This window comes from Paenibacillus sabinae T27, from assembly GCF_000612505.1.
GTDB lineage: Bacteria > Bacillota > Bacilli > Paenibacillales > Paenibacillaceae > Paenibacillus_AQ > Paenibacillus_AQ sabinae.
This window is the reverse complement of record NZ_CP004078.1, coordinates 4,516,383-4,536,703: the sequence shown is the minus strand read 5'-3', so window position 1 is coordinate 4,536,703 and position 20,321 is coordinate 4,516,383. Positions and strand designations below refer to the sequence as shown.

At 54.1% G+C, this 20,321-nt stretch carries 20 protein-coding genes; 14 read left to right on the top strand and 6 right to left on the bottom strand.

What is annotated here, in order from left to right:
* Nucleotides 1–242 precede the first annotated feature (242 nt).
* From PSAB_RS20915 to PSAB_RS20885, 7 genes are all read left to right on the top strand, one after another.
* On the top strand, nt 243–1,412 hold the full coding sequence (locus PSAB_RS20915; RefSeq protein WP_025336521.1) for a PP2C family protein-serine/threonine phosphatase: 1,170 nt from the start codon (nt 243–245) through the stop codon (nt 1,410–1,412).
* Nucleotides 1,413–1,415: 3 nt separating this feature from the next.
* Complete coding sequence (locus PSAB_RS20910; RefSeq protein WP_025336520.1) at nt 1,416–5,099, top strand: response regulator; 3,684 nt, start codon at nt 1,416–1,418, stop codon at nt 5,097–5,099.
* 83 nt (nt 5,100–5,182) lie between these two features.
* Entirely contained in the window at nt 5,183–6,052 is an 870-nt protein-coding gene (locus PSAB_RS20905) for a CheR family methyltransferase (RefSeq protein ID WP_025336519.1), read from the top strand.
* Nucleotides 6,053–6,070: 18 nt separating this feature from the next.
* Nucleotides 6,071–7,756 (top strand): response regulator, encoded by a 1,686-nt coding sequence (locus tag PSAB_RS20900; RefSeq protein ID WP_025336518.1) that lies wholly within the window; start codon nt 6,071–6,073, stop codon nt 7,754–7,756.
* 97 nt (nt 7,757–7,853) lie between these two features.
* Complete coding sequence (locus tag PSAB_RS20895) at nt 7,854–8,192, top strand: STAS domain-containing protein (protein ID WP_025336517.1); 339 nt, start codon at nt 7,854–7,856, stop codon at nt 8,190–8,192.
* 18 nt (nt 8,193–8,210) lie between these two features.
* Complete coding sequence (gene rsbW / locus PSAB_RS20890; RefSeq protein ID WP_025336516.1) at nt 8,211–8,660, top strand: anti-sigma B factor RsbW; 450 nt, start codon at nt 8,211–8,213, stop codon at nt 8,658–8,660.
* A complete protein-coding gene (locus PSAB_RS20885) occupies nt 8,657–9,427 on the top strand; it encodes a sigma-70 family RNA polymerase sigma factor (RefSeq protein WP_025336515.1) in 771 nt (256 codons plus the stop codon). Before rsbW ends, PSAB_RS20885 begins: the two co-directional genes overlap by 4 nt.
* 121 nt (nt 9,428–9,548) lie before the next feature.
* On the opposite strand, the gene PSAB_RS20880 is transcribed toward PSAB_RS20885, so the two are convergent.
* The 3 genes from PSAB_RS20880 to PSAB_RS20870 all read right to left on the bottom strand — a co-directional run bounded on the left by PSAB_RS20880 (nt 9,549) and on the right by PSAB_RS20870 (nt 10,844).
* The gene (locus PSAB_RS20880; RefSeq protein WP_025336514.1) at nt 9,549–9,881 is read right to left on the bottom strand and encodes a DUF5665 domain-containing protein; all 333 of its coding nucleotides are present in this window, start codon (nt 9,879–9,881) and stop codon (nt 9,549–9,551) included.
* Between the two features lie 209 nt (nt 9,882–10,090).
* Nucleotides 10,091–10,549 (bottom strand): YtxH domain-containing protein, encoded by a 459-nt coding sequence (locus PSAB_RS20875; protein ID WP_025336513.1) that lies wholly within the window; start codon nt 10,547–10,549, stop codon nt 10,091–10,093.
* 37 nt (nt 10,550–10,586) lie between these two features.
* A complete protein-coding gene (locus PSAB_RS20870; RefSeq protein ID WP_025336512.1) occupies nt 10,587–10,844 on the bottom strand; it encodes a GlsB/YeaQ/YmgE family stress response membrane protein in 258 nt (85 codons plus the stop codon).
* 296 nt (nt 10,845–11,140) lie between these two features.
* Here PSAB_RS20870 and PSAB_RS20865 point away from each other — a divergent pair, with 296 nt between their 5' ends.
* On the top strand, nt 11,141–12,142 hold the full coding sequence (locus PSAB_RS20865) for an asparaginase (protein WP_025336511.1): 1,002 nt from the start codon (nt 11,141–11,143) through the stop codon (nt 12,140–12,142).
* 131 nt (nt 12,143–12,273) lie between these two features.
* Nucleotides 12,274–12,990, top strand: a complete 717-nt coding sequence (locus tag PSAB_RS20860; protein ID WP_025336510.1) for a pirin family protein — start codon at nt 12,274–12,276, stop codon at nt 12,988–12,990.
* A gap of 108 nt (nt 12,991–13,098) precedes the next feature.
* Here the strand turns inward: PSAB_RS20860 and PSAB_RS20855 are convergent, their stop codons facing one another.
* Entirely contained in the window at nt 13,099–13,320 is a 222-nt protein-coding gene (locus PSAB_RS20855; protein WP_025336509.1) for a DUF1128 domain-containing protein, read from the bottom strand.
* Nucleotides 13,321–13,462: 142 nt separating this feature from the next.
* On the opposite strand from PSAB_RS20855, the gene yyaC reads away from it, so the two are divergent.
* A complete protein-coding gene (yyaC, locus tag PSAB_RS20850; RefSeq protein ID WP_025336508.1) occupies nt 13,463–13,993 on the top strand; it encodes a spore protease YyaC in 531 nt (176 codons plus the stop codon).
* A gap of 78 nt (nt 13,994–14,071) precedes the next feature.
* On the top strand, nt 14,072–14,863 hold the full coding sequence (locus PSAB_RS20845) for an alpha/beta fold hydrolase (protein ID WP_025336507.1): 792 nt from the start codon (nt 14,072–14,074) through the stop codon (nt 14,861–14,863).
* Nucleotides 14,864–15,097: 234 nt separating this feature from the next.
* On the opposite strand, the gene PSAB_RS20840 is transcribed toward PSAB_RS20845, so the two are convergent.
* Both PSAB_RS20840 and PSAB_RS20835 read right to left on the bottom strand, forming a co-directional pair.
* Nucleotides 15,098–16,375 carry an MFS transporter gene (locus tag PSAB_RS20840; protein ID WP_264370910.1) on the bottom strand — a complete coding sequence of 426 codons (1,278 nt, stop codon included), beginning with the start codon at nt 16,373–16,375 and terminating at the stop codon, nt 15,098–15,100.
* A complete protein-coding gene (locus tag PSAB_RS20835) occupies nt 16,375–16,890 on the bottom strand; it encodes an ArsR/SmtB family transcription factor (RefSeq protein WP_025336505.1) in 516 nt (171 codons plus the stop codon). Before PSAB_RS20835 ends, PSAB_RS20840 begins: the two co-directional genes overlap by 1 nt.
* Before the next feature lie 245 nt (nt 16,891–17,135).
* Between PSAB_RS20835 and PSAB_RS20830 the strand changes: the two genes are divergently transcribed.
* The 3 genes from PSAB_RS20830 to PSAB_RS20820 all read left to right on the top strand — a co-directional run bounded on the left by PSAB_RS20830 (nt 17,136) and on the right by PSAB_RS20820 (nt 19,881).
* Entirely contained in the window at nt 17,136–17,807 is a 672-nt protein-coding gene (locus PSAB_RS20830) for a DUF6483 family protein (protein ID WP_025336504.1), read from the top strand.
* Entirely contained in the window at nt 17,807–18,613 is an 807-nt protein-coding gene (locus PSAB_RS20825; RefSeq protein WP_025336503.1) for a PhzF family phenazine biosynthesis protein, read from the top strand. The genes PSAB_RS20830 and PSAB_RS20825 overlap by 1 nt, the downstream gene beginning before the upstream one ends.
* 74 nt (nt 18,614–18,687) lie before the next feature.
* Nucleotides 18,688–19,881: a class I SAM-dependent methyltransferase gene (locus PSAB_RS20820; protein ID WP_038596164.1), complete on the top strand. Its 1,194-nt coding sequence runs from the start codon at nt 18,688–18,690 to the stop codon at nt 19,879–19,881.
* Nucleotides 19,882–20,321: the final 440 nt, after the last annotated feature.

The window sequence follows — 20,321 nt, the reverse complement described above, 5'->3', positions numbered from 1 at the left end:
CTGAGCCGAACTCTAATCGGTAACGATTCATAGTCCAATAACGTAACCTCCAGTCCCACTTTAGCCAGTGGAGCTGGAGGTTACTTTGTTGAAGAAATGTTCTTTAATTTTCCTGACGGAGGAAAGAAAAGGCCGCCTCAACAAATCTTGCGGATGGAAAATATCAGGCTAAGTGTCGTAAGATAGAATTATGCGCATTTTGGCATTTTCGGTCGAAACATGAAACTGTGCGAGGTGAAGTGATGAAGATTTTAATCGTAGACGATAATCCCACCAATATTATCATTATCCGCGAAATTCTGAAAAAAGAGGGGTACCGCAATCTGGTTACGGCTTCTTCCGCTATAGAAATGCTGGAGATGATCGGGATCAGCCGTGAGAATAACAGTGAGCTCAGACCCAAGCACTCCGACGTAGATTTGATTCTGCTGGACATGATGATGCCGGAGATGGACGGCATCGAGGCCTGCCGGATCGTGCAGCGGTACGAGCATTTGAAGGATATACCCATTATTATGGTAACCGCCGTGGGCGACTCCAAAAAGCTGGCCGAGGCCCTGGACGCCGGCGCGGTCGATTATGTGACCAAGCCGATCAACAAGGTCGAGCTCATGGCGAGAATCCGGCTGGCGCTGAGACTCAAAGCCGAGAAGGACTGGCACAAGGAGCGGGACCAGCGGATACAGGATGAATTGAAGCTGGCGGCCCTTGTGCAAAATGCGGTACTCAGCCTGCCGCTGGTAAAAGAAGAGATTGAGGTGCATGCCATTTACCAGCCTTCCTTCGAGCTGGCTGGAGATTTATACGCTTGGTATGACCTGGGTGAAGGGCGGTACGCCGTTATCCTGCTGGATATGATGGGGCACGGCATTTCTTCTTCGCTGTTCTGCATGTTCATTGCCTCTGTACTCAAGGATACGGTCACGACGTACGTGGAGCCGGAGAAGGTCGTACAGGAGCTGAATCGACGCTTCAACCAGCTTTATATTGAGAAGCAGCTTGTACAATACTATTTTACGGCTATATATATGGTAATCGATACCAGATTGCGGCGCATTGACTATATCAATGCGGGTCATCCGCCGGCCCTGTTCTTCGAAGGCGATGCCCGGGAACCGCTCATGCTCGAGACCAACTGCCATCCTGTAGGCTTGTTCGACCGGATTGAAGCCACGCCGCAGAGCGTCAGCTATGAGCGGGAAGGCCACCTGGCGCTCTATACCGACGGGCTCCTGGAAATGGTCGACGGAGACCACGAGGAGCAGCTGGAATATCTGATCCGTCAACTGGACGGGGGGCATGAGTGGCGGGAACAGCCGATGCGGGCCGCTTTCTTCGATGGGGCGCCTCCGGGTGAGCGCGACGACGATAAATGCCTTGTGTGGATTTCACTCAAGAAGGGAAAAGAATAACCGATGAAGATCAAAGCCAAGCTGCTGATCGGCTTCAGCGCGCTTATGGTCATCATGCTAACGCTGGCGCTGGTCGGATACGACCGGCTTCATAATATGAACAAACAGCTCGGCAGCATTTATCAGGACCGCTACAAGAAAATTCAAGCCTCGTCCGGCATGCGCGGCGAAGTCAATGACATGGCCCGTATTCTGGCGACCATTTTGCTGAATCCCGATGTGGATATGGATGTTCAGCGCAATGAGATCGGACGGAGCAAAGCCAGATCCGCGGGATATACGGCCCTGATGAATGCTGCGAACAAAACCGCGGAAGAGCAGCAGATGTTCGCGCGCATTGAAAAGACGACCGAGGCCTATTTTTCATACCAGGAAAGCGTGCTGAACCTGTTGGCCAAGGGCGACAGGGAGGGGGCGACCGCCTACCGCAACGCGTTCGGAACGAGTATTCAGAACGAGGTGCTGGCGAGCCTGAACAATTTGGCCGATTATGAGAATTTCAAAATCAATGAGGAAATCAATAGTGCCAAGAGCAGCTATCAGAGCTCCACTCAAATCGTTGCGATGGTGATAGCCGCAGGTCTGCTGCTTGGACTTGGCGTCATCTTGTGGGTGCTTCCCAGCATCACAAGGGGACTGGCTACCGTCTCCATGATGATCCGAAGCGTCGGCGGCGGGAATATGCAAGAAATCCGCAAGATAAAAGTGACCTCGAAGGATGAGTTCGGCGAGGTCTCCCGTGCTTTTCAGGTTATGGCGAAAGAGATCGAGGAGAAGCAGGACAGGGAAGCCCGCTATATCCAGGAACAACAGGAGCACGCCTGGCTTAACGCCAATGTGGCGCGGACTACCGAGCTCCTGCGCGGTGTGAACTCGCTGGCCGAGATTTCGCAGACCTTCGTGAGCGAGTTCGCCCCCGTTGTCGGAGCGAAGTTCAGCGCGGTGTATCTGAGAGAGAAGAACCATCCGGACAGGCTCGGGATCTACGGGGCATATGCGTTTGACGAGAGCAAACCCAGGGACGGCTTCGACCTTGGCAGCGGCCTTGTCGGCCAATGCGCGCTGGACCGGAAGCCGATCCGGCTGGAAAGCGCGCCCGAAGATTATCTCAAGGTTGCTTCAGGCTTTGGAAGCTCGGCTCCGGGCAATATTGCGATTTACCCGCTTCTATTCAACGAGGAGCTGCTGGGCGTTATGGAATTTGCCTCGTTCAAGCCGTTTTCGGAGCTGCATTACGAGCTGCTGGAGCAGCTTGCCGTGAATTTGGCGGCAATCGTTAATAATACGACGCATCGTCTGGTGGTTGAGGAGCTGCTGCGGGAATCGCAGGCCCTTACGGAAGAGCTGCAGTGCCAATCCGAAGAGCTGCAGTCCCAGCAGGAGGAGCTTAGACGTTCCAATGAGAACCTGGAAGAGCAGACGGAAGCTCTCAAGCGTTCCGAAGAGCTTCTGCAGCGCCAGCAGGAAGAGCTGGAGCATTACAACAGCGAATTGGTAGCCAAGACGCGCTCGCTGGAGGAACAGGTTGGGCTCATTGAGGAGCAAAAGGATGAGATTGAGAGCGCCCGGGTCCAATTGGAGAAGCAGGCCATGCAGTTGACCGTTACAAGCAGGTACAAATCCGAGTTCATGGCCAATATGTCCCACGAGCTGCGGACTCCGCTGAACAGCCTGCTTATCCTGTCCCAGCTTCTGATGGAGAACAAGGAAGGCAATCTGACGGATAAGCAGGTGGAATTCTCCCAGACCATCTACACGTCGGGATCGGATCTGCTGAAGATGATTGATGAAATTCTCGATTTATCGAAGGCGGACGCGGGCAAGATGGAGCTGAACCGCGAGAAAGTCACCCTCACGGATCTGAAAACGTTCGTGAAGCAGAACTTTGCCCCTGTGGCTCAGAAGAAGGGCCTTTCTCTGCGTTTATCCTTCAACGAGCCTCTGCCGGATCATATTGTAACCGACGGCTACAGGCTGAAGCAGGTGCTCCGCAATCTTCTGTCCAATGCCTTCAAGTTTACGAATAAAGGCTTTGTGGAGTTCTCGGTCAGCCGCGCAAGCGAGAAGTCTCTGCCGGTGTATTTGCCGCTGGACCGGGAATATATGGCTATAAGCGTCAAGGACAGCGGCATCGGCATACCGGAGGACAAAAAGGATTTGGTATTCGAGGCGTTTCAGCAGGCGGACGGAACGACCAGCCGCAAATACGGCGGCACCGGCCTTGGCCTGTCCATCAGCCGCGAGCTGTCGCGCTTAATGGGCGGAGGCATTGTACTGGAGTCCAGGGAGGGCGAAGGCAGCGAATTTACACTGTACTTGCCTGTTGTCATCAATTACAGCCTGCTGCCGGGAGCGCAGCAAGCGGCGGCGGCCGGCGAAGCCCGCGTGCCCAGCTCTGCAGTCGGCTATCTGCCCTCGGCCGCCGAATCCGAGTCCAGGCCGATTAGGGAACCAGAAACGCCGGAAATGCGGGAAGCGCCGTTTGCCGACGACCGCGAGGATCTGTCTTCCAGCGACAAGGTGCTGCTGATTATTGAGGACGATGACAAGTTCGCCCATATTCTGGTCGATATGGCCCGAAGCCGCGGCTTCAAGACGCTGGTCGCGCTGCGGGGGGACACCGGGCTGCACATGGCCCGTTCTTATCTGCCCGATGCGATCATCCTTGATATACAGCTTCCCGTAATGGACGGCTGGTCGATTCTCAGGGAGCTGAAGAATGAAGCCAAGACCCGGCATATTCCGGTGCATGTGATTTCGGTGGGTGATGAAATCAAGCAGGGGCTGAAGATGGGCGCAATCGCCTATTTGAGAAAGCCCTCCACCCGGGAAGCGCTGGAACGGGCGTTTACGCAGATCGAATCGTACACGGAGAGCAGTCTCAAGCATCTCCTGATCGTCGAAGATGACGGAATCCAGCGGCGCTCCATTATAGAGCTGATCGGCCACGATGATGTGGCCATTACCGCCGTCTCAACCGGAGGGGAAGCGCTGGAAGAGCTGCGGAAGCGGAAATACGACTGCATGGTGCTCGACCTCGTGCTGGGCGATATGGACGGCTTCGAGCTGCTGGATCATATACGCGACGACGAGAAGCTGAATGATCTGCCGATCATCATCTATACCGGCAAAGATCTGGACTGCAAGGAGGAGACCCGGCTGCGCAAATATGCGGAGTCCATCATCATCAAGGACGTTCGCTCGCCGGAACGGCTGCTTGACGAAACGACGCTTTTCCTGCACCGGGTCGAAGCGAATCTGCCGGAGGATAAGCGCAAGATTTTGCAGAGGCTTCATAATAAAGAAGAACTGTTTGAAGGCAAAAAGATACTGCTCGTCGACGACGATATCCGCAATGTCTTTGCGCTCTCCAGCGTGCTGGAAGGGTACCAGATGGAAGTGAAGTTCGCGGAGAACGGCAGGGAAGCGCTGGAAATGCTCAAGAACCAGCCGGAATTCGATCTCGTGCTGATGGATATGATGATGCCGGAGATGGATGGATACGAAGCCATGCGGCGGATTCGGGATATCCCGCAGTTCGCCAAGCTGCCGGTCATTGCGCTTACCGCCAAAGCGATGAAAGAAGACCGGGCCAAATGCATTGAGGCGGGCGCTTCGGATTACCTGAAGAAACCGATTGATACGGATCAGCTTCTTTCGCTAATGAGGGTGTGGTTGTATTCGTAATTCCCGATTTGGGGTAATACTCTTACAGACATAATTACAGCCGTTCCCACAAGGACGGCGATCGCAAGGGAGCCGGGATAACTATGGCAGCAACAGAACAAGGAAGCGACGAACTGTCCCTTGCAGGGCCTAACAAGAATGAGTTGGAAAATATTGAAATCGAGCTGCTGCTCACCGGCATACACCGCCTGTATGGATATGATTTCAGGAATTACGCGCTGTCTTCTATCAAGAGGCGTATCTGGCATCATGTTCATGCGGAGAACCTTCCCAGCATCTCCGCGCTGCAGGAGAAGGTGCTTCATGACCGGACCTGCTTTGAGCGGCTCATCTACAGCCTTTCCATACCGGTTACGGAAATGTTTCGGGACCCCGGCCTGTTTCTGACGTTTCGCCAGAAGGTCGTTCCTCTCCTGAGGACCTACCCGTATATCCGTATCTGGCATGCCGGCTGCTCCACGGGAGAAGAGGTCTACTCCATGGCGATCCTGCTCCAGGAGGAGGGCCTGTACGAGAAGGCGCGCATTTACGCCACGGATATGAATAACCGTTCGCTTCAGCAGGCCAAGGAAGGCGTCTACGAAATTAGCAAGATGAAGCAGTATACCAAAAACTACCTGGAGGCGGGCGGGAAGCATGCCTTCTCCAAGTATTATACGGCGAAATACAATTCGGTCATCTTTCAGCCTGACTTGCGCAAAAATATTATTTTTGCCGAGCATAACCTGGCGACCGATACTTCATTCAATGAATTTAATGTCATATTTTGTCGAAATGTAATGATTTACTTTAACGATGAGCTTCGGGATCATGTCCACGGATTGTTCTGCGAGAGCCTCAGCCGGTTCGGTGTGTTGGTCCTCGGAGCGAAGGAATCCATTCATTTTACCGGGTACAGCGATTGCTACGAACCCCTGGACCGAGTGGAGAAAATCTATCGTAAAGCCAAATGACGTCTTTAGGAGGGGCTTATGGGGGTTCAAGAACCGATTCATATCCTGCTGGTAGACGACCGTCCGGAAAACTTGCTGGCGCTTGAGGCGGTCCTTGAAAGCCAGCAATACAAACTGGTTAAGGCAAACTCCGGGGAAGAGGCGCTCAGATGCCTGCTGAGGCATGAATTCGCCGTTATCGTTCTTGATGTTCAGATGCCGGGAATGGACGGGATTGAGACCGCGAAGCTGATCAAATCAAGGGACAAGACGAAGGAGATTCCGATTATTTTTATTTCGGCCAACAGCAAGGAAGCGGAGCATCTGTTCGCCGGATATTCAGCCGGGGCCATTGACTATATGGTTAAACCGTTTATCCCGCAAATTCTGAAATCGAAGATCGAAGCCTTTGTCGACATGTTTCTGACGACCAAGAAGCACCAGACCCAGTCGATGCTGCTGCAGCAGAAGACGCAGGAATTGGAGCGGATCAACCAGGAGCTGATCAATGCGAAGGAAGAGGCGGAAAGCGCCGCAAGGGCAAAGACCGAATTTTTGGCCATGATGAGCCATGAAATACGAACACCGATGAACGGGGTCGTAGGGATGATCGATCTGCTGATGGAAACCCCGCTTACGAAGGAGCAGCAGGAGTACGCGGAAATCATCCGCAGGAGCGCGGACACGCTAGTCACCGTCATTAACGATATATTAGATTTCACAAAGATGGAATCCGGCAAAATGGAAATGGAAGTCCAGCTGTTTGAGCTGCGGACCTGCATTCAGGAGGTCTTCAGCCTGTTCTCGGCCGAAGCGGGTAAGAAGAATCTGGAGCTGGCCTATTTTATCGACCACACGCTGCCGGAGGTGCTGTACGGGGATATGGCCCGCCTTCGCCAGGTGCTCATGAATCTGGTGTCGAATGCGGTCAAGTTCACCAATCAGGGCGGGGTTTATTTAGTCGTTTCCGGCACAAAGAGAGGAAATAACGAGATTGTTGTCGAATTTACGGTCAAGGATACCGGTATCGGTATCTCGCCGGATAAGCGCGACCGTCTGTTTCAGCCCTTCTCCCAGCTTGATTCATCGATGACCCGGAAGTATGGAGGCACCGGCCTTGGCCTTGCCATCTGCAAATCGCTGGTAGGCATGATGGGGGGCGAAATCCGGGTGGAATACATGGAAGAGAAGGGAGCCGCCTTCGTGTTCACGATTGTGGCGGGACTCCCGGAGGATGACCCGGGCGGAGGCAGCCAGCCGGAGAAGAAAGAGACCGAAGTCCCGCTTCGCAAGGAAAGCAAAGGCGAAGGGGAAGGCAAAGTGCTTATCGTCGAAGATCATCCCATCAATCAGAGGCTGATGATCAGCATGCTGGAGAAACTGGGCGTGAAGGCGGACGTAGCCGAGGACGGCCGTCAAGCGGCGGACATGGCGCTGTCCCGTCCGTACAAGCTGATATTTATGGACCTCCAGATGCCCCGAATGGACGGACTTGCGGCTACGCGGGAGATTCGCCGGAGACACAAGCGGGAATTCGGATCTCCCGTTATTATCGCCATGACGGCCAATGTCATGGACGGCATTCAGAACCGCTGCCTGGCCGCCGGCATGAACGATTATATCAGCAAGCCGCTCAAGCTGAGCAGTATCAAACAGATTATATCCCGCTATTCCGGCGAGGAGAGCCTGGATCACGACCGGGATACCACGTATAATCCCGCCTGATCCAGCGGTTACCAGGGAATGAAGACCGATTTTTTTGTTTCAAAACCATGCCTTAAGGGTTATTGGTAAAGAAAACATTTATCAGGAGAGAATGTCTATGAATACAAATAAGAGTGAGAAGTTTCATGCTACGACCAAGACCGAAGGCAGTGTCTGCACAGTCTACTTAAGCGGAGAGCTGGATTTGTCGGTTGCTCCCGATTTCCGGCTGATTATGGAGCCGCTTGTGGGAGATACAGCGCTTGATCTTGTCATTAATATGAAAGAATTGAAGTATATTGACAGTACGGGAATCGGAATTCTCTTGTCGATCCTCAAGGCAAGACACGGGATGGATGTCAAATTCACCGTGGAGGAAGTGCCGCCGCAAATTCAGAAGCTGTTTGATATGACAGGGATCGCCAAATTTTTTGCCTCCCAAGAGAATTCCCACTAGGAAAGGACCGAACGTAGAATGAGTGATGATATACAAAAAGTGATACTTCAATTGCCGGCCAGCGCGGAATATGTCGATATTGTCAGACTCAACTTGTACGGAATCGCTTCGAAGATGGGTTTTTCGTACGAGGATATTGAAGATATGAAGGTAGCCGTTTCCGAAGCTTGCAACAATTCCGTTCTTTACGCCTATGATCAGGAGGATGGATTTGTCGATGTGATCTTTGAAGTAGGCGCCGACGCTTTGTCCATTACTGTCAAAGATGAGGGGGAGAGCTTTGACAATGTGGCATCCAGAGAACGCATCACCCTGCATGACAAGGAACTGAGCGATGTTCAGGTCGGGGGTCTGGGCTTCTATCTGATGCAGGCGCTTATGGATGAGGTAAACGTAATAAGCGAGTCGGGGAAGGGGACGGTCGTAACATTGACCAAAAGACTACATCTCAGCGAGGAGAGAGTATGAATGATAAAGTGACTCCCCCAGAGTCCATGGACGAATCCGTTTCTCTCATTTGGGAATATCAGCAGACCAAGGATAATGATATTGCCACCGCATTAATCCATAAATATGAACCTATGGTCAAAATGGCTGCAGGCAAGATCGCCCGCAACCGCCCCGACTTGTATGAAGACCTGTATCAGGTTGGCCAGATGGCTCTCATCCGTCTTCTGCAGCAGTACGATATCAGTTTAGGTATTCCTTTCGAGCCGTATGCCATGAAGAGCATGATCGGGCATATGAAGAATTTTCTCCGCGATAAATCCTGGTACATACAGGTTCCGAGACGCATCAAGGAAAAAGGTGCATTGGTTCAGCAGGCGATTGATGAACTGACCGTCAAGCTGGAGCGTTCTCCGGACGTGGGCGAAATCGCCAACTACCTGGATCTGTCGGTGGAGGAAACGGTCGAAGTGCTCGCAGGCAGGGAATGCTACCATTACGTTTCTCTCGATTCTCCGCTGTCTCAAGAGGAGACTGGCGCTACGCTGGGCGAATTGATCAGCTCGGATGCGAACGACTACGACACCGTAGAGCGCCGCATGGACCTTCAGCAGGCGCTTGGACAGCTGAAGGAGCAAGAGCAGAAGGTGCTGCTGCTGGCCTTCCAGGAAGGACAGTCCCAGCGGGCAATCGCTCAGAAGCTGGGTGTATCGCAGATGAGCGTTTCGCGTATTCAGAAGCGCGCGACTGAGAAGCTGAAGCAGATTATGTCCAATTCTTCTTACTGATATGAATGGACAAGCTGCTAACCTCACTAATTAAGGGTATGTGTTTCTCCCAAGAAGGAGGCACATACCCTTTATTAGTGTGGGGAGGCCTCAGGCGGGCTGAGTATGCGGCACGGACGCTTTAGCTGTTGGCGTCAATATATTTCTTGATCTCGGCCAGATACTCGCCGATGACCGGCACATTGACGAACAGGCTAATAATGTAGCCCAGAATACCGAGAATGATGAAAGTGCCGAGCGACAGCCCCAGACCGCGGGAAATACCGGCCATGAGGTTCGTAATGATCCGCTTTTTGGGATCGGTATAATTCTCCAGAATATCCTTGAATTCCGATTTCTCGAGCGAATCGGCGATTTTGTCCAGCCGGGCATTCAGCCGCTTCACTTCATGGCGGAGTTCAAACGGGTGGTCATCCACTTCGTAGGTTTTCGTTCTTCCAGTCAGATTTCCCATAAAGTCCCCTGCTTTCTTCCAGCCGTACCGGCTTTATTTGAATTGGAAGCCGTCGCTTCCGGTTCATGAAATGAGGCGCTATACATGCCAACAGCCAGCTGATCGCAGCTGGCTGTTGGCGGAGTAAAGATAAAGTGAAAGCTTGAAGCAGGCCGCGCCTTTAAATGGTCAAACTATTAAAATGCGCGCATTTCTTAATAAGAGGTCGATTAATAGGAAGCTTTGACCTCATCCGAGGCGTCCTTTGCTTCCTTCGAGATATCCTCGGAAGCCTCCTTGACATCTTCGCTTACCTCTGCGGAAGCGGAGCTGACGGTATCGGCTACATCTTTGCCGGTTTCCTGCAAGGTTGCGGCAATTTGCTTCTTGCTGTCGCTGACACTAGACAGGATATCGGAAGCTTTGGACGAGACGGTGCTGGCCAGATCCGACGCCTTTCCGCCAACCGTTGCAGCAATGGATTTGGTCTTGTCGCTGACCTTTCCCGAAAGCTCTTTCGTTTTATCAGTCGCCAGGCTCAGCTTATCAGACAGATCACTCCGTATTTCGCGTCCCGGCTTGGGCGCAAAGAGGAGAGCCGCAGCCGCACCGAGCAGGCCGCCGATTAAGATGCCTTTTGCAAAGGTCCCGCCGCTCTGTACCGGATATTCTGTTTCTGCTTTATTCATCACAATCACTCCTCATTAGAATAATGTAAATCTTAAATCAGGCGGCGCGTCGCAGTAGTCTGGAAATCAAACCCAGCAGGAATATAAACAGCGCCGTACCGATAATTGCCGGAATGACGGCGAAATTACCGACCACGGGGCCAAAACTGCCGAATAAGTACGCTCCGACCCAAGCGCCGATAAATCCGGCAATCATCGAACCGATGATCCCGCCGGGCATATCGCCTCCGGCGATAGCGTCACCGATAATGCCGATAACGATTGCCATTATGATACTGATGATGATCCCCCACATACGATCGCCTCCTTTGCCCTGGAAATCGGTAGTACGATGAGTTCATCTTACTTCGTATATAAACTTGGGTGTATGCGCTGAAACAGCGGAAGCGTACGGGAAAGATTGGTGAAGGATAACGGAGGAAACGGAGTGTATAGGCGCTAATATATAGAGTAAACCGTTCTTTTTGAACCTTTACAAACGGCGTCTTTTCGATGCTAGATTATATAGTTCTTTCAAAATGATGCATTCATAAACGCTCAATTCGATTCACTAATAATAGGAAACCATATAGAGAAAGAGGAGAGACCAGCATGGAGACGGTTTTGGTAAAAGAGTATCGGGCCAATCTGATGGAATGCGCCCACAGCGGGCATATTGCAATGGTGGGGGAGAACGGGGTGCTAAAAGGCTACTCGGGGGACCCCGGCTTTGTGTCCTTCACCCGTTCTTCGGCGAAGCCGCTGCAGGCGATCCCGGGCATCCGCGGCGGAATTGCCGGCAAGTACGGTCTGAGCGCGGCCGAAGTCGCCCTGATGACCGCTTCGCACCGCGGCGAGGATTACCATCTTCAGGCGCTCGAGAGCATCTCGGCCAAGACAGGCATCACGGAAAGCTGCATGATCTGCGCTTCCAGCTATCCGCTTGACGAGGGCAGCCGCGAGGAAGCCATCCGCAGCGTGGGCAAGCGGAAGCTGTACCATAACTGCTCCGGCAAGCACCTGGGTCTGCTGTCTTACAGCAAATCCAAAGCGCTGCCGCTGGAAAGCTATGCGCAGCCGGACCATCCGGTTCAGCAGGAGGTTCTCCGGACAGTCGCCTATATGGCGGGCCTGTCCCCCAAAGACATCAGCCTGGGAACGGACGGCTGCGGACTGCCGGTGTTCGCGCTGCCTCTGACCGCGCTGGCCCATGCTTATTTAAAGCTCTCCTGCCCCGAGCTGATCGAAGATATCGCGACGAGAGAAGCCGTTAAGCAGATTACCTCGTCCATGCATGCCCATCCGGAAATGGTGGCCGGTTACGGGCGGCTCGATTCCCTGCTGCTGGAGGACGACAATATTGTAGCCAAGGGCGGATTCAAGGGCGTATACTGCTTCGGGCTGCGGAGCGAGCGTCTCGGATTTGCCTTTAAAATTCTGGACGGCTCCGAGGAAGAGTGGGGGCTCATTGTTCGCAGCATTCTGGAGCAGATCGGGTACAGCAACCGGGCGACGATAAGCAAGCTGGAGGCCGCCTTCCCAAATGAAATTGTGAATGACGAGGGCATGCATGTGGGCCGCGCGGAAACGGTGTTCAAGCTTGAGCTTATCTAAAGGGAAGCGTGATTGAGCCTGACGCGGAAAGGGTAAAAAATACATAATTAAAGCGCCTATTTACTAGATTCAAAGGTTTGCCTTTGCCGAAGGGCGAGGGGAGCTTCCTACATCTTTGGAGGTGCGTAATTATGATTAAAGTGGTGACTTCCGCGGAAAGGCATACTTCAAATAGAGAGTGGATACACAGCGAATTCAGCTTTTCTTTTGCCGATTATGACGACCCAAGCAACGCCCATTTCGGCTGTCTGCTGGCCCATAACGATAATGAGCTTAAGCCGGGGAAAGGCATGCACAGGCATCCCCATCATGACCTGGAAATCATTACGTATGTCGTATCGGGGACGCTGCGGCATGAGGATGACCTTGGCAACAAGGCCGATCTTCAGGCGGGCTCGGTTCAGGTGATGAGCGCGGGAACGGGAATCAGCCATTCGGAGACGAATCCGTCCGGGACGGAGAATGTCCGTTTCCTGCAGATTTGGCTGCTGCCGAATCGGGCGGGGCTTCCGCCCAAGTGGGACGCCAAGTATTTTCCGCCGGATTCAAGACGGAACACCCTCCTTCCGGTAGCTGCCGGGAATGGAGCCGACGGCGCACTGACCATACATGAGAATGCCGTCGTCTATTTGGCTACACTTGAGACCGGCAGAGAGATCATCCATCCGCAGAGGGAGGAACGGCGGACCTATGTGTTCCTGATCGATGGACATGCGGAAATCAGCTGCTCCGACGGCCATTTCCAATTGAGGCCCGGCGATGCGGCCCGTATCCGCAAATGCTGCGAGCTGAAGATTAAGGGAATGAGCAGCGGCGGCGCGGAGCTTATTTTAATCGATTTGCCTTGACAACAGGACCGGAATATTTAAGGTCGACACGTAAAAAACAGGCCCCCTGTCATCGAACCCCGTTTGCACGGATCGATCACAGGGGGCCTGTTCCCTTATCAAAGGCTCCTACTTCCGCAGGCGTCCCAGTTCGGAGACGAGAGCCTCCACCTGAGCAATGCTGAGCCGGTCGCTGTCCATAACGACTTCGTAGATGTCCCGGATATCTTCATATTTGTCCAGCGAGAAGGCGGAAGACTGCATCGCGGCGGCGCTGGCCATTTTCAGCTTGGTCTTGATGCCTTCGATCATATATTCAATATTGCCCTCTGTCGGCTTCGTCAAATCCATGATGTTCTCGTTCATCCTTTCTTTTGCATTAATCTATGTATTTTACCACGATTGGCGCCGCAGACACTATATTTTGTCCCCGAAATTAATTTCATGTAAAATGGATGGAACCAAAGTTTAAGAACGAGGGGGAATGCAGGGCATGGCAATCAGGGAACAAGGGCCCGGGGGCGGAAAAAGAAAGATGGCTGCCGACGGCCTGACGGCTTTTTTTCGCGAAATCCGCGAACGGCATACACCGGGCGAAGTGACCTTCCTGTGCGTCGGTACCGACCGGTCCACCGGAGATTCGCTCGGTCCGCTTACGGGAAGCCGGCTGCTCGAATACGGATTTCCCCACGTGGTCGGCACGCTGCCATCTCCCTGTGATGCGAATAACCTGACGGAGAGAATTGCTGAAATTCCCTTGGAGCATGTCGTTATTGCCATTGACGCCTGCCTTGGTCCGCTCGCGGCCGTCGGTCATTATTTCGTTTCGATGGAACCGCTGCATCCAGCCAAGTCGGTAGGAGGGCTTCTCCCGGCAGTAGGCCATTACAGCTTGGCCGCCGTCGTGGACGCGAACGGACCGAAGCCGTACCGGACGCTTCAGACAACGCCGCTGCACCGGGTGATGGGCATGGCCGGAACGATTGCCGCGGCGGCGGCCGAGGGCTTCGGAATCTCCCGTTGAAGGCGTTTCAATCCTGCCCGTTTAGCTTAAATAAAGATTACCGGTCAGGTACATATAAGAAGAAAGAAGGATGCTGTCATGGAAACGGTGCGTTGTGAAGGAATTCCTATATGTTACAGCGATCAAGGACAGGGTGAAGTCCTTGTTCTGCTTCACGGTTTCTGCGGCAGCTCGGAATATTGGGAGAAGGTCATTCCGATTTTGCAGGGAAGCTACCGTGTTATTGCCCCCGATCTCCGCGGGCACGGTTCTTCCGATGCGCCGCTTGGCGCCTATACCATTGAACAAATGGCCGATGACGTTCTAACTCTGTTGGATGCGCTGGACATCCCCAAAGTTACGCTGCTGGGCCATTCGCTTGGCGGTTATGTCACCCTTTCGTTCGCGCAGCGATATGCGTCGCGCCTCAATGCCTTCGGCCTGATCCACTCCACGGGCTATCCGGACAGCGATGAAGCGAAGGAGAAGCGGCTCCAGGCTGTTGCTGCCATCCAGTCGAAAGGCATTACGGACTTTGTGGACGGGTTCGTGCCCGGACTGTTTGCGCCCGAGACGGTGAAGTCCTCGCCAGCGCTGCTGCAGCGGGCCCGGGAAATCGGCTATAAGACGCCGCCTCAGGGCGCGGTGGGAGCCGCTTTAGCCATGCGGAAACGTCCCGACCGGCGCGATGTAATCTCGGCAAGCGGGCTGCCGGTGCTGCTTGTGGGAGGAGAGAAGGACGGCCTTGTCCCGCTGGAGAAGACTTTTACGGCAGATACACCGAACGTAACGAAGGTTGTCATTGTCCGGGCCGGCCATATGAGCCTGTTTGAGGAACCCGAGCAGCTTGCCGATGTGATCAAGGATTTTGCCGCCGTATTGGTAAAATAACTAAAAGAGGGCGCATGCCCTCTTTTTCGAAATATCAGATAGTATAAGCTTCGCGCCTATCCTTAACCTGATATTTTTACGAGAAACGGATGCCTTCCTCTTCCAGAGGACGGCGAAGCCGTTTCTTCTTATGTACCCGCTGATTGGTTTGACCTAAGGCTCGCTCCCAATCCCGCCCGGGTTATTATGCGATACATCGAATCCCTGTATCCGCCCCGGATAACCGCTCCCCTGTCACTGGAACCGCCGGATGGAAGGAATGCACAGTACCAGAAGAATGGCGGCTATGCCAAGCCCGGAGAAGATGGCGATGGTCGGGATCCCTCCGATCCAATCGGCCGTCCAGCCCACCACAATAAAGCCAACCGGCAGCAGCGCGAAGGAGCCCATCATATCCAGACTCGCCACGCGTCCGAACGCTTCCTGGGGCACCAGATCCTGCAGGCTGATTTCCCAGATCATCGAAAAGAGCATGATGCCGAAGCCCTCCAGGGCGAACAGCGCGATTGCGGCTCCTGCGGTCTGCGCAAAGCTGAGCGAGAGCAGTGCGAGTCCGCTGATCAGGGCGCCGCCGTAAGCGATAAGCCCCCGATGGTTCCACTGGCTTCTCATGCCGAGCAGCAGGCCCGCAATAATGGCGCCCACCCCCGAAAAGGTTACGGCAAGCCCGTACAGATAAGGCTCCCAGCTGTGATGCACCTTGAACAGCCAGGGAATCAGCACGCTCGTTACCCCGGTGAAGCAGATGTTAATAAAACAAAAAGCCAGAATCGTAATCCACAGCCACGGATGACCGCGCAAAATCGCGAGGCCTTCCTTGAAGTCCTCCTTCCAGTGAACGGAGCGGCGGATCGCCGTTTCGCCAAGCCGGGACCGGCCCCCGAGCGCCTTCCGCAAATACAGCATACAGACCATGGAGATCAGGTAGGTGAAAGCGTCGATGCCGAAGCCCAAGCCCGCCGACCAATGCGTAATGAGCAGACCGCCCAGCGCAGGGCCGATCAGACGCGCCGCCTGAGTCGTCACTTGGGACAAGGAGTTGGCGGCGATACGGATGTCCGGCGTGAACACGGAAGCGCGGACGGCGGCGTAGGCGGGCTGAAACAGGCCGTCCAGCAACCCGTAGCCGCCCACCAGTACGAGTAGAAGGGGGATACTCAGCAGATGCATAAGCGCCAGAAAGGCTGTTGCGGCCATGATCAGGAACCGCAGAATATCCGCTACCAACATGATTTTGACCCGGTCAACCCGATCGACAATATGTCCGGCAAAAGGGAGCATCAGCACATTGGGCAGCATATACACGGCCATGACAATGCCCATGGTGGCCGAGGATCCGGTCAGCGAATAGACAAGCACCGGCAGAATGACCATCGTAATCGAGCTGCCCAGGAAAGAAATCAGATGGCCGAGCCATAAAAAAGGAAATGCCCGCGACTGCGCAAAAGGCGCCGCAAACCTCCGCAGCGGACTGGATGCCGAAGGTTTGGCTTTTTCCGATTCAAGAGGCATCATGGCTGGTCACCTCCGTTTCCATTCCCGTCACCGGAAGGGGGAAGGAGCTGTCCGATGATCATTTCAACCCCGTACTCCTCGCCATGAGTCGCTTTGGCTTCCCATTGACCAATGAGCTGCATGACCTCCTGCCGGAAAAGAGCCAGCTCCTCCTCGGACAAGCTGAGTCTTGTTGTGAAGTGCTCTACGGTATCCTCCTTGCGGAATCCGAACCCGCTGAAGCTCGGGGAGCGGAACCAGGTCGCCTTGGATCGGTAGAACTTCTGCATAATTCCGCCTGCGGCTTCCGTCCGCACAAGCTCCAGCAGTCCGCCTTCGAACAGCTTTTGAATATGGTAATGAATATTGCCGGGCGTCTTGCCCAATTTCTCGGCCACCTGCTTCGAGGTCAGGGGATCGCCTGCGAGCGCGTGCATGATCTTAATGCGAAGCGCGCTCTGCAGCAGCTTCTCCTGTTCGCCGGAGATGGGCAGGGCAGATTCCGGCTTGCCGGGTACCAAGTTATTGCGCATAGGTTGAGCCTCCTGCCATTTTTGATCTGGTTAACAGTACGATCTGGAATCCAGATCAATCTTGATTACAGATTAATGGAAGCTGGACCGTAATGTCAATCATCGGATTTACAAGGAATGGTTATAGCATTCATTTACAGCTTCCGGAACCGGACTATCGCCACTAGGCGGGCAGCGCGGTGGAATTACGCAGAGGAATGGTTTAAGATAGGGCGTGAACCTATGCTGCGGAGGAGGCGAAAGAGATGTTCCGTAGGGATTACATCGTCCGGATGATTGAAGATATGACGGGAATGATCGCCAAAGTATTCACTCTGAAACAGGAGCGCAAGACTACTGAAGCGTTATGGGAAGTAGACGAGCTGCTGAACAAGCATTTCCGGTTGAACTCCCGGCTGCTGAATTCGCTGTCCGTGGAGGATATTATCGAGATATTCCGCCTTGGCGGAGGAATAGAGGCCGACAAACTTCAAGGGATGGCCCGCTTGCTGTATGAAGAAGGAAGCATATACGCATCTGCCGGCAATCTTCCCGAAACGCTGCCCCGGCTGATGAAGGCACTGCACCTTTACCTGTACGCTGCGCTTCACGGCGCCGACCGCGAGCTGCTGGGATTGCCGCAGGAGATTGATGATTGTTTGCGGGATGTGGAGGCTTACCGTCTTCCGGCAAAGACCGAGCGTCTGCTTATGTCCTATATGGAATCTATCGGGCGCTACGGCAAGGCTGAGGATTCGCTGTACCGTCTGATGGAGCATGGGGAGGCGACCGCGAAGGAAGGCGAGGAGCTGTATGACCGACTGCTTGAGCAAGATCCCGGTGAGCTGGAACGGGGCAATCTTCCTTTGGAAGAAGTCAGACAGGGCCGGCAGGAATGGCTCGAATTAAACCGGCAGACAAAGGAGACGGGTGTATAATGAGCGTTCCCATTTATATCGTCGATGCTTTTACCGAGCATGCTTTTGGAGGCAATCCGGCCGCGGTCTGTCTGCTGGAACAGCCGGCTTCCGAAGAGTTCATGGCGCGGACGGCTGCTGAAATGAATCTGTCGGAAACGGCGTTTCTGTGGCCGGAGAACGGAGGGTACCGGCTGCGCTGGTTTACCCCGGCGGCCGAGGTGAAGCTGTGCGGGCATGCCACGCTCGCAAGCGCCCATACCCTCTGGGAGACCGGACGCCTTCCGCGCGACAAGCGGGCGGAATTCCATACGCTGAGCGGCCTGCTTACGGCGGAGCAGAGTGAAGGTGGAATTACGCTTTGCTTCCCCGCCTACGAGCTGATCCCCGCAGAGCCGATTCCGGGGCTGGCCGCCGCGCTGGGAGCGGAAGAGGGAGATATTAAGGAAGTATTTTTCTATGCCGATAACGCGCTGGTCCGCCTCCGGGACGAATCTACGGTAAGGAGCCTTAGCCCGGATTTTGCCGCGCTGAAGAGCCTGCCGCCCCGCGCCGTTGCGGTAACCGCCGATGGAGGCGGGGAGGGCATTGACTTTGTCTCCCGTTTCTTTGCCCCGGGCATCGGCGTGAACGAGGACCCGGTAACCGGCTCCGCGCATACGGCTCTGACCCCTTTCTGGGCGGAGAGGCTGAAGCGCCTGGAGCTGACCGCTTATCAGGCCTCCCGCCGAGGCGGCGTACTCAAGCTGAAACTAAGCGAAGACAAGGTCTTTCTGACCGGGCAGGCCGTGACAGTGGTCAGCGGATTGTTCCATGCCCGTCCCTAGCGGAAATCCATGGAGGAATCAAGTATTTGCCGCCAAGACGACTTTGTCTCCATTTTATTATTTGAAAGCGGGTTATGATTGTGGAATCCCTGAATACTCTCATTGAACGCATAATTGAAGACCGTACCCTGATTACGGGAACCCTGAGCCAGCTTCGCAAAAAGGAAGGCGCCACGTATACCAAAGTAGGCGTCAAGCCCGTGCAGCTCAAAAACGGACTGCATTACCAGTTTGCCTACTATACCGGCACTCAGGTGGAGCACCGGAATATGCCCGCGGAATCCGCGGCGGATGAGCTGTCATCGCTCCTGGGCGATACTTTCCGGCAGGGACTGCTCTGTACGGCGGAAGCGGATTACCAGGTGCTGATCAGCAAAAAGCAAAAAGCGACGGTCCTCACCAAACCGCCAACGAAAAAAGCGGTCGCCGACCTCTCCCATAACCGGCGCAAGCAATATGTGCTGGAGGAGGGTGAGCCGGTGCCGTTTCTGATCGAGCTTGGCATTATGAGCGACAGCGGCAAAGTGCTCGCCAAGAAATACGACAAGTTCCGCCAGATCAACCGGTTCCTTGAGATGGTCGAGGACGTGCTGACTTCCCTGCCGCAGGGCAGGCCGCTGACGATCGTCGATTTCGGCTGCGGCAAATCGTATCTGACGTTTGCGCTGTATCACTATTTGGCCATCCGGGAAAAACGGGAGCTGAGCATTGTCGGACTCGATCTTAAAGCCGATGTCATTGCGCATTGCAGCGCTCTTGCGGTCAAGCTGGGCTATGACAAGCTTCGTTTTCTTGTCGGCGACATTGCCGATTACAACGAGCTGGACCGGGTCGATATGGTCGTCACGCTGCATGCCTGCGATACCGCGACCGATGCGGCGCTGGAAAAAGCGGTCCGCTGGGGCGCCTCCGTCATCCTATCGGTTCCCTGCTGCCAGCACGAGCTGTTCGCCCAGATAGACAATGAAATCATGGAGCCGCTGCTGTCGCACGGCATTCTCAAGGAGCGCTTCTCGGCGCTTGCGACCGACGCGATCCGGGCGAAGCTGCTGGACCTGATGGGCTACCGCACCCAGCTGCTCGAATTTATCGACATGGAGCATACGCCCAAAAATATTTTGATCCGCGCCGTCAAAAGCGGCAGCGGAGACAGCGGCGCCAAATGGCGCGAATATGCGGCGTTTCGGGATTTTTTGGGCGCGAAGCCATATCTGGAGCGCGCATGCGCCGATCTGCTTCCGGGGGAAGCCGAGTCAAGGAGCAATTGAAATCGGCGAAAAATCATATCCGCCGATCAGCCAATAACTGGTTATGAAACGGGCAGTCTTCCGAATAGGAGGGCTCCCGTTTTTTGCTGCGGCCAGCGGTTCCCTACCAACGATTGCAAGAGTTCTTGCAGATAAAAAGGCTATTCGGCTGCTATTACATGTCTCCATCACTTGGCGCAATCCGAAGCGGAAGCTTGGACTGTCTTTTTCCTCCAATAATAAATAGCGCCTATGGGAAACCGGCGTCCTTGGAAATTAAAAGGGAAAAACCCCCCTCCAATTTCAACAAATCAGTTCCTTTCCAGGGGTGAAATGGAATTTCTCCCGCTTATTCCGGAGGAAATGGAGATGTACGAGGTATTAGTCCAAATAAAAGGGAGGAATAGAGCTAGTATAAAAAGTGGACACCTCGTTAAGAGAAAAAGATAATAGAGTTATCT

Coding starts and splice junctions, on each gene's coding strand:
- PSAB_RS20915 (WP_025336521.1), top strand. CDS start 243: ATGAAGATTTTAATCGTAGACGATAATCCCACCAATATTATCATTATC.
- PSAB_RS20900 (WP_025336518.1), top strand. CDS start 6,071: ATGGGGGTTCAAGAACCGATTCATATCCTGCTGGTAGACGACCGTCCG.
- PSAB_RS20910 (WP_025336520.1), top strand. CDS start 1,416: ATGAAGATCAAAGCCAAGCTGCTGATCGGCTTCAGCGCGCTTATGGTC.
- PSAB_RS20840 (WP_264370910.1), bottom strand. CDS start 16,375: ATGCCTCTTGAATCGGAAAAAGCCAAACCTTCGGCATCCAGTCCGCTG.
- PSAB_RS20855 (WP_025336509.1), bottom strand. CDS start 13,320: ATGGATTTGACGAAGCCGACAGAGGGCAATATTGAATATATGATCGAA.
- PSAB_RS20825 (WP_025336503.1), top strand. CDS start 17,807: ATGAGCGTTCCCATTTATATCGTCGATGCTTTTACCGAGCATGCTTTT.
- PSAB_RS20885 (WP_025336515.1), top strand. CDS start 8,657: ATGAATGATAAAGTGACTCCCCCAGAGTCCATGGACGAATCCGTTTCT.
- PSAB_RS20875 (WP_025336513.1), bottom strand. CDS start 10,549: ATGAATAAAGCAGAAACAGAATATCCGGTACAGAGCGGCGGGACCTTT.
- PSAB_RS20820 (WP_038596164.1), top strand. CDS start 18,688: ATGATTGTGGAATCCCTGAATACTCTCATTGAACGCATAATTGAAGAC.
- PSAB_RS20830 (WP_025336504.1), top strand. CDS start 17,136: ATGTTCCGTAGGGATTACATCGTCCGGATGATTGAAGATATGACGGGA.
- PSAB_RS20905 (WP_025336519.1), top strand. CDS start 5,183: ATGGCAGCAACAGAACAAGGAAGCGACGAACTGTCCCTTGCAGGGCCT.
- PSAB_RS20845 (WP_025336507.1), top strand. CDS start 14,072: ATGGAAACGGTGCGTTGTGAAGGAATTCCTATATGTTACAGCGATCAA.
- PSAB_RS20870 (WP_025336512.1), bottom strand. CDS start 10,844: ATGTGGGGGATCATCATCAGTATCATAATGGCAATCGTTATCGGCATT.
- yyaC (WP_025336508.1), top strand. CDS start 13,463: ATGGCAATCAGGGAACAAGGGCCCGGGGGCGGAAAAAGAAAGATGGCT.
- PSAB_RS20860 (WP_025336510.1), top strand. CDS start 12,274: ATGATTAAAGTGGTGACTTCCGCGGAAAGGCATACTTCAAATAGAGAG.
- PSAB_RS20835 (WP_025336505.1), bottom strand. CDS start 16,890: ATGCGCAATAACTTGGTACCCGGCAAGCCGGAATCTGCCCTGCCCATC.
- PSAB_RS20880 (WP_025336514.1), bottom strand. CDS start 9,881: ATGGGAAATCTGACTGGAAGAACGAAAACCTACGAAGTGGATGACCAC.
- PSAB_RS20865 (WP_025336511.1), top strand. CDS start 11,141: ATGGAGACGGTTTTGGTAAAAGAGTATCGGGCCAATCTGATGGAATGC.
- rsbW (WP_025336516.1), top strand. CDS start 8,211: ATGAGTGATGATATACAAAAAGTGATACTTCAATTGCCGGCCAGCGCG.
- PSAB_RS20895 (WP_025336517.1), top strand. CDS start 7,854: ATGAATACAAATAAGAGTGAGAAGTTTCATGCTACGACCAAGACCGAA.